Source organism: Mailhella massiliensis (assembly GCF_020741395.1).
Classification (GTDB): Bacteria; Desulfobacterota; Desulfovibrionia; order Desulfovibrionales; family Desulfovibrionaceae; genus Mailhella; species Mailhella massiliensis_A.
The window spans coordinates 1-8047 of the sequence record NZ_DYZA01000021.1 but is presented as its reverse complement, the minus strand read 5'-3'; the positions used below and the strand labels follow the sequence as shown (position 1 = coordinate 8047).

Annotated in this window: 4 protein-coding genes and 1 pseudogene; 1 reads left to right on the top strand and 4 read right to left on the bottom strand. The window is 59.5% G+C overall.

Annotated elements, in window-relative coordinates; all coding sequences use genetic code 11:
- Window positions 1-15 precede the first annotated feature (15 nt).
- The 4 genes and pseudogenes from K8W16_RS01085 to K8W16_RS01070 form a co-directional block, all read right to left on the bottom strand.
- Window positions 16-698 (bottom strand): annotated as a pseudogene (locus tag K8W16_RS01085) (IS5 family transposase).
- 73 nt (window positions 699-771) lie between these two features.
- On the bottom strand, window positions 772-3903 hold the full coding sequence (locus tag K8W16_RS01080; protein WP_304120413.1) for an efflux RND transporter permease subunit: 3132 nt from the start codon (window positions 3901-3903) through the stop codon (window positions 772-774).
- Window positions 3903-5096 (bottom strand): efflux RND transporter periplasmic adaptor subunit, encoded by a 1194-nt coding sequence (locus tag K8W16_RS01075; protein WP_304120412.1) that lies wholly within the window; start codon window positions 5094-5096, stop codon window positions 3903-3905. The genes K8W16_RS01080 and K8W16_RS01075 overlap by 1 nt, the downstream gene beginning before the upstream one ends.
- Before the next feature lie 39 nt (window positions 5097-5135).
- A complete protein-coding gene (locus K8W16_RS01070; RefSeq protein WP_304120410.1) occupies window positions 5136-6542 on the bottom strand; it encodes an efflux transporter outer membrane subunit in 1407 nt (468 codons plus the stop codon).
- 226 nt (window positions 6543-6768) lie between these two features.
- Here K8W16_RS01070 and K8W16_RS01065 point away from each other — a divergent pair, with 226 nt between their 5' ends.
- The gene (locus tag K8W16_RS01065; protein WP_304120409.1) at window positions 6769-7677 is read left to right on the top strand and encodes a LysR family transcriptional regulator; all 909 of its coding nucleotides are present in this window, start codon (window positions 6769-6771) and stop codon (window positions 7675-7677) included.
- Window positions 7678-8047 lie beyond the last annotated feature (370 nt).

Below are 8047 nucleotides of genomic sequence, written 5' to 3'. Positions count from 1 at the left end.
TAGGTTCAGGACTCATTAAATATAAAAGATGACAATGGCAGCGAGACAAATAGCCGAAAAGAACGTGTGGGCACAACGGTCATAACGCATGGCTATTCTGCGCCAATCCTTGAGTCGGCCGAACATGATTTCTATCTTGTGCCGCTGCTTATAAACCTCCTTGTCATAGGCCACCGGAGTTTTCCGGCTGTGTCTGCCGGGAATACACGGCGTGATTCCTTTACGGGACAAGGCATGACGAAACCAGTCGGCATCATAGCCTCTATCCGCCAGAAGCTCCCCGGCCTGCGGCAGAGTATCAAGCAGGACAGCAGCGCCTTTGTAGTCGCTCACCTGACCGCCGGACAGATGGAAGGCCAACGGTTGACCGAAGGCATTGCAGACAGCGTGGAGTTTTGAATTCAGGCCGCCTTTTGTGCGTCCGATACATCGGGAAAGGCCCCTTTTTTCAGCAAACTTGCTGCTGTCCTGTGTGCCTTGAGATGTGTGGTATCAATCATCAAGCGTGTTGTGGAGCCGTTTTGCTCAACAAGCTCCGCAAAAATCCTGTTAAAGACACCCAATCGGCTCCAGCGGATAAAACGATTGTAGAGAGTTTTGTATGGTCCATACTCGCGCGGGGCATCTTTCCATTGCAGGCCGTGCTTGATGACATAGATAATGCCGCTGACGACACGCCTGTCATCAGCCTAGGGCATGAAAAAAGGCCGCCTTTTCAGGCGGCCTTTTTTGTTTCATGTCACGGGCGGAGCGGCGTTTCCGCCGGTTTTCTTAGTAGCGGGGCTTTCTCTTCAGCTTCTTTCCGAGCCACTCCGTGGTGGAGCAGATGACGACGAAGAAGGTGGGGATGAAGAAGATGCCGAGGGCCGTGGCGCACACGGTGCCCCAGAACACGGCCGTGCCTACGGCGTGCTGGCTGGCGGCGCCCGCGCCCGAGGCGGACATCATGGGCAGCACGCCGAGGCCGAAAGCCAGGGAAGTCATGAGGATGGGGCGCAGACGCAGGCGGCAGGCCTCCACCGTGGCGTCGATGAGGCTGCGTCCTTCCTCCCTCAGGTTTCGTGCGAATTCCACGATGAGGATGGCGTTCTTGGACGAGAGGCCCATGACGGCCAGAATACCCACCTGGAAATACACGTCGTTGGTCAGCTCCTTGAAGTAGGTGCCGAGCACGGCGCCGAGGATGCCGAGCGGTATGACGAGCAGCACGGCAAAGGGGATGGACCAGCTTTCATACAGGGCGGCGAGGGCCAGGAACACCACGAGCACGGAGAGCGTGTACAGCATGGTGGTCTGGGAACCGGCCATTTTTTCCTGATAGGAGAGGCCCGTCCATTCCATGCCGAAGTCCTTGCCGAGCTTTCTCACTTCCTCTTCCATGATGGCCATGGCGATGCCGGAGGCCACGCCGGGCACGGGTTCGCCCTGATATTCGAGGGCGGGCATGGCGTTGTAGCGCTGGAGCACGGCGGGGCCGAAGGTCCAGTTGGTGGAGTACACGGCGTTGAAGGGTACCATTTCCCCGTACTGGTTGCGGAAATGGATGCGGTTCAGGCTTTCGGGATTGCGGCGCACGGAGGCGTCGCCCTGCACATACACCTTCTTCACGCGCTCGTTGTGCACGAAGTCGTTGACGTAGGTGCCGCCCAGCATGGTGGACACGTCGGAGTTCACGCTCGCGAGGGTCAGGCCCATGCTGGTGGCCTTGGCGTTGTCGAGGTTGATGTTGAATTGGGTGATGTCGTCCATGCCCGTGGGGCGGATGTAGGCGATGCTCGGGTTGGCGAAGGCCGCGCCCATGAGCTTCTTGCCCGCTTCCACCAGCTGTTCATGGCCCACGCCGCCTCTGTCCTGGAGTTCCATGGTGAAGCCGTTGGTCATGCCCAGCGAGATGATTGCCGGGGGGATGGAGGCGATGAACTGGCCGTCGAGTATGCCCGCGAACTTCTGGCGGATGCGGGCGGCCAGGGAGGCCGCGTCCTGCCCGGGCCTGGTGCGTTCATCGTAGTCCTTGAGCTTTACAAAACCCATGCCCGTGTTTTCCGCCACGCCGCCCATGCCATAGCCGGCCACGAACATGTAGGATTCCACGATATCTTTTTCATCGTTGAGCACATAGTCGGCCACTTTTTCAAACTGTGCCCTGGTCTGTTCCAGGGTAGCGTTGGGAGGCATCTGCAGCATGGTGATGACTGCGCCCTGGTCTTCCGAAGGCAGGAAGGAGGAGGGCAGCTGTTTATAGACGAGGCCGAGGCCCGCGACGAGGGCGACGTAGATGATCATGAGCCTGCCGCCGCGCTGCACAAGGGCGTGCACGCCGCCCGCGTAGCGGTGCTGGTTCTTGGTGAACATGCGGTTGAACCAGCCGAAGAAGCCGTGCTGCGCTCCCTGGGAGTGGGGCTTCAGCATGCTCGCACACAGCGAGGGGGTGAGGATGAGGGCCACGAGCACGGAGAGCGTCATGGCCGAGACTATAGTCACGGAGAACTGCCGGTAGATCACACCCGTGGAGCCGCTCATGAAGGCCATGGGCAAAAACACGGCGGAGAGCACCACGCCGATGCCGATAAGCGAGGAGCTGATCTGATCCATGGATTTTTCCGTGGCTGTGACGGGGTCGAGATGTTCTTCCTCGATCACACGCTCCACGTTTTCCACGACCACGATGGCGTCGTCCACGAGCAGGCCTATGGCGAGCACCATGGCGAACAGTGTCAGGGTGTTGATGCTGTAGCCGAAGGCGAGCAGTACGCCCATGGTGCCGAGAAGTACGACGGGCACGGCGATGGTGGGAATGACGGTGGCGCGGAAGCTCTGGAGGAAGAGCCACATGACGAGGAACACGAGGATAATGGCTTCCACCAGCGTCTTCACCACTTCCTCAATGGAGGCTATGACGGGGGGGGTGGTGTCGAAGGCCAGCTCATAGGTCATACCGTCGGGGAAGTAGCGGGAAAGTTCCTCGATTTTGGCCTTCACGAGGTTTGCAGTTTCGAGGCCGTTGGCGCCGGGGGCCAGGGTGACGCCTATGCCCGAGGCGGGATGCTTGTTGTAGTAGGTGGTGATGCCGTCCAGTTCCGTGCCCATGGCCACGCGGGCCACGTCGCGGATGAACACTCTCTGGCCGTCTTCCGTCACCTTCAGGAGGACGTTTTCAAATTCCGTGGTGTTGCGCAGAAGGCTCTGGGCCTTGATGATGACGTTGAGGGCCTGGTCGTTCTTGCCCCCGATCATGTTGGCGCCGAGCTGGCCGGCGGTCACTTCCATGTTCTGGGCGGAAATGGCGCTGCGCACGTCGGAGGGGGTAAGCTTGTACTTGGTCAGCTTGTCCGGGTCGAGCCAGATGCGCATGACGTACTTGCCGCCGAAGACCTGCACCGTGCCCACGCCCTGGGTGCGGCTGATTTCGTCCTTGATGTTGGTGCTGATGTAGTCGGCAAGGTCGATGTTCTCCTGACTGTCGTCGGGAGAGTAGAGGGTGATGACCATGAACATGTTGTCGTTGCCCTTGGACACGGACACGCCGTAGCTCTGCACGGCGGTGGGCAGCTGCGACTGCACCTGCTGCACCTTGTTCTGCACCTGCATGTGGGCCACGTCGGGGTCGGTACCCACTTCAAAGGTGAGGGTGATGGTGGACATGCCCGAGGAGTCGGACTTGGACTGCATGTAGATCAGGTTGTCGATGCCGGTCATGTTCTGTTCAATGACCTGCGTGACGGTCTGGTCCACGGTGGTGGGGGAAGCGCCGGAGTAGCGGGTGTTGATGCGTATGGAAGGCGACGCCACTTCCGGGTACTGCGATATGGGCATGGTGAATATGGCCAGCACACCGAAAAGCATGGTGACTATGGCCAGCACCCATGCGAAGATGGGGTGATGGATGAAGAAACGGGAAAGCATTACTCAGCGCCTCCGGATTCCTGCTCGGCCTTCATCTGTTCTTCGGAGATTTCCTGCACCTTCATGCCGCTGCGCACGTTGTGCACGCCGTTGAGCACGATTTTCTCGCCGAGAGTGAGGCCGTCGGTCACATACCAGTCGTTGCCGATGGCGTGGCTGATGGTAATGAAGCGGCGTTCGGCCACATTGTCCTTGTTGAGCACATAGACGTAGGGCTTGCCCTTCAGGTCGCGCAGCACGGCCTTCTGCGGGGCAAGAATGGCCTGCGTGTCCTCGCCCATGACGATGCTCACGCGCACGAACAGGCCGGGCAGGAGCATTTCGTCGGGGTTGGGGAATTCCGCACGCAGGGTGATGGTGTTGGTGGTCTGGTCCACATTTACACCCGTGAAGTTGAGGTGCCCGGCCGAGGGGTAATATTCGCCGTCGTGCATGGTGAGCAGGGCCTTGATGTGGGAGGGGTCCACGCTCTTCATGCCTTCACCCTTCTCAAACTGCTTCTTGAGCGTGTAGAGGTCGTCGGTGGACTGGGAAACCTCCACATACACAGGGTCGGTCTGGTAGATGGTGGCGAGCGGCGAAGCCTGGCTTGCGGTGAGCAGCGCGCCCACGGTGTAGTTACTGAGGGTGATGCGGCCGCTGATGGGCGCGCGCACCTCGGTGCGGCGGTAATTGATCTCCGCCGAGTCCACGGCCGCCTTGCAGGCCTGCACGGAAGCCTGGGCCTGGCGCAGGGTGGCCTTCACGTCGTCGTAGTCCTGCTGGCTTACGGACTTTGTCTTGAGCATGCTGGCGGTGCGGCGTTCGCGCAGCTTAGTCACGTTGAGGTTGGCCTCGGCGCTTGCTAGGTCGGCGCGGGCCTTGTCCAGCGCGGCCTTGTAAGTGTCGGGCTCGATGCGGTAGAGCACGTCGCCTTCCTTGACGAGGGAGCCTTCGGTGAAGCAGCGCTCCTTCAGGATGCCGCCCACTTCCGGGCGCACTTCGGCCCATCGGTAGGAACTCGTACGGCCCGTGAGCTCGCGCTGAATGTCCACCTTGTGAGGCGTCAGTTCCACGCAGGTCACGCGCACCACACGCTCCTGGGGGGCCTGGGCGGATTCCTTTTTGGAGACAAGGCCGCTCAGCTGGTCGCAGCCTGCAAGAAGGAGGGGAAGCGCCAACAGGGCGGGCGCGAAAATATGGAGTCTGGCCATTATGTTCTGCTCCTTAATATATGGAGTGGTGATAGCTTGTTATTCCTGCCAGCCGCCGCCGAGGGCAAGGCAGACTTCGGCGATGCTCACGAGATGGTTGGCATGGGCCGCGGCAAGGGACTGCTGTGCGGTGAAGAGATTGCTTTCCGCAGTGAGCAGGTCAAGGTAGGAGGCGAAGCCGTTGTCGTAACGGGCACGCGCGTGCATGACGGCGCGGGAAAGATAATCCACCTGGCGGGTGAGCGCGCTCACGGAGTTGGCGTATTCAAGCTGGGAAACCAGCGCGTCGCGCACGTCCTTGAAGGCGTTCTGCACTGTAAGCTCATAGGTGGCCACGGCGGCCTTCTTGGCGGCTTCGGAGCTGTCCACGGTGCGCTTGATGGTCCAGAAGTTGAGCGGCAGGCTTATGGCCCCGCCGAGGTTCGCATACTGGTTGGAGCTTCTGAGAAGTTCGTTGAGCTCAAGGCTCGCCCCGCCGAGAAGTCCCGTGAGGGAGAAGGAGGGGAAGAAGGAGGCTCTCGCCGTGCCTATGTCGTAGTTGGCAGCCTGGAGATTGGCTTCGGCCTGGCGTATGTCGGGCCGCTGTTCCAGAAGCTGGGAGGGGATGCCGGAAGGCAGGGCGGGCGTCTTGTCCAGTGACTTCATGAGGGAAGGCTTCGCCGTGATGCCGTTCTTCTTCAGGATTTCCGCAGGCGAGCGGCCGAGAAGCACGGCAAGGGAGGTTTCGGCCGCGTTCTTGGCTATGCGGGCCGTGGCCAGGGCGTTGCGGGCCGTTTCCACATTGGCGCGTATGCTCAGGATATCGAGGTCGCTGATCTGGCCGTTATCGAAGCGGTTTTGGTAGATCTTCAGGGAGTCCTCGCGGTTTTTCAGAACATCCTGCGCGATTTCTTCCTGCCAGGTGTAGGCGCTCAGCCAGAAATAGGATTCCACGGTGCTTGCCGCCACGGTGAGGATCACGTTGTCGCGCGCGGCTTCCGTGGCCACCAGGGTGGAGCGGGCCGATTCGGCGGCGTTCCAGTATTTGCCCCAGAAGTCCAGCGTCCAGCTTGCGGCGAGCGCACCGGCGAAGGTGTTCGTATTCTTGCCGCCGCGTTGCAGGGCCGTGGGCGAGGTGGAGGAACGCGCCATGGTGCGCGAACCTTCCGCAGAAACGGAAGGCACGGGCAAGAGCGCATCGCGGGCGATACCGAGCCCGGCCTGAGCCTGTTCCACATTGGCCATGGCCTGGGCGATGTTCCTGTTGTTTTGAAGCGCTTCTTCCACCAGCGCATTCAGCGTTTCATCATGGAAGCGTTCCCACCATTTCGTCTGGAGAGCCTGCGACTGCGACTCTTCCCACGTCTGGGGAATGTCCATTTCCGGGCGCTGATAATCCGGGGCGAGGCTGCACCCCGAAAGGATCAGCATGAGGGCCGGGGCAAGAAGCGACAGCATTTTGATCATAAAGAGCTCCTGTATCCTTTATGATGTTCAATATGTTGAAAATTATAGAAAATCTCCAAAAAATACTCAAAAAAGATCCTGTCGTACCCTGGGGAAAACCGTTTTTTACGGTGGGTATTCATCAAATATGTCGTGTGGACATACCGTATATTTCTTGTTATAAAAAATCAAGAAGCATCAAGATTTTGATACAAAAAGCTAGCTATGTTTTCATTGGGGAGGGAATGTGAACTGGACCATAGAACAACTGCGCGCCTTCATCGCAGCGGCGGAAAAAGGCTCGTTTTCTGCTGCGGGCAGGGCCATGGGCAGGGCTCAGTCGGTGGTGAGCACGCACATTGCCATGCTGGAAGACAGCCTCGGGCTGGAGCTTTTCGACCGCTCTTCCCGCTCGCCCATACTCACGGAAGCGGGCAAGGCGCTCCTGCCCGAAGCCTATGCCGTGCTCAGGCAGAGCCACCGTTTCGATTCCTGCGCCGTGGCCCAGTACAAGGGCGACGCGGTGCGGCTGAACATCGTGATCTGCCACGGCATCCCCTTTCAGGGTATTTCCGAGGGGATAGCATCTCTTTCGGAGCGTTACCCCTTTGTGAGCGGGAGTTTCCTCATCATCTCTCTGGATGAGGTGTGGAATCAGGTAAGCGAGGGCAAAGCGCATATAGGCGTGGTGCTGGGGCAGCTGCCGGAGATAAAGAAAAACTGCGAGATGATGTGCCTCGGGCAGATGCGTTACTGCCTCGTGGCCTCGCGTCATTCTTCACTGGGGCGGAAAAAACATGTGAATATGGATGACTTGGCTGAGGAGAGGCAGATAGTGTTCAACAGCTCCCGCGCCCAGCGCTACCTGCTCAATTCCCAGTACTGGGAGGTGAACGACGTGCTCGCCGCCATGTACTGGGCTTCCCTCGGCATAGGCTGGGCGGCCGTGCCCCTGGGGCTGGCCAAGCGCATCGCGCGCGATGAATCCATGAAGAACCTCGTTATTCTGGACATGGATACCATGGCCCTCGCCACCCATAACATTTATTTCATCTGGAACAATTCTTTCAGCCGGCGCGACGTGCTGGAAAGCCTGTGCCGCGATCTGAAGGCCTACTATCAGCATGTGGGCGAGCAGGACAACAACATATTCTAGTCCGAGTCTGCGCAAAGGCCCGTCCCTCGGGGCGCCTTTTTTCTGTCTCCGCCTTTTCGTGCGCCCTGCCGGGGAGTTTCCGCCTTCCTGCGGAAGCTCCCGGTACTTGGAGGGAAAAGGCGCGTTTTCTCCCTTCCCCCCTGCCCCAAAGGCAGGAACAGCCAAGCTCTGGCGTGCGGAGCCCCGGAGCGCTTCATTTATTCCGGCTCTTCCCGAAGGGGGAGGGCCTTTCCTTTAATTAAGTAATTAAGGAAAGCCTGCCCCTGCTGCCGGGAAAAGGCGGGAAGAAAGGTGTCCCGGGAGAAAGCGGCGAGGAAAAAAGGCGATGTTCACAAGGCCGGGAAAGAGGATGTGTACGGCGTTTTCAACG

What these genes read in the sequence shown, in the direction of transcription:
- K8W16_RS01080 (WP_304120413.1), bottom strand. Translation starts at nt 3,903, where the DNA reads ATGCTTTCCCGTTTCTTCATCCATCACCCCATCTTCGCATGGGTGCTG.
- K8W16_RS01070 (WP_304120410.1), bottom strand. Translation starts at nt 6,542, where the DNA reads ATGATCAAAATGCTGTCGCTTCTTGCCCCGGCCCTCATGCTGATCCTT.
- K8W16_RS01075 (WP_304120412.1), bottom strand. Translation starts at nt 5,096, where the DNA reads ATGGCCAGACTCCATATTTTCGCGCCCGCCCTGTTGGCGCTTCCCCTC.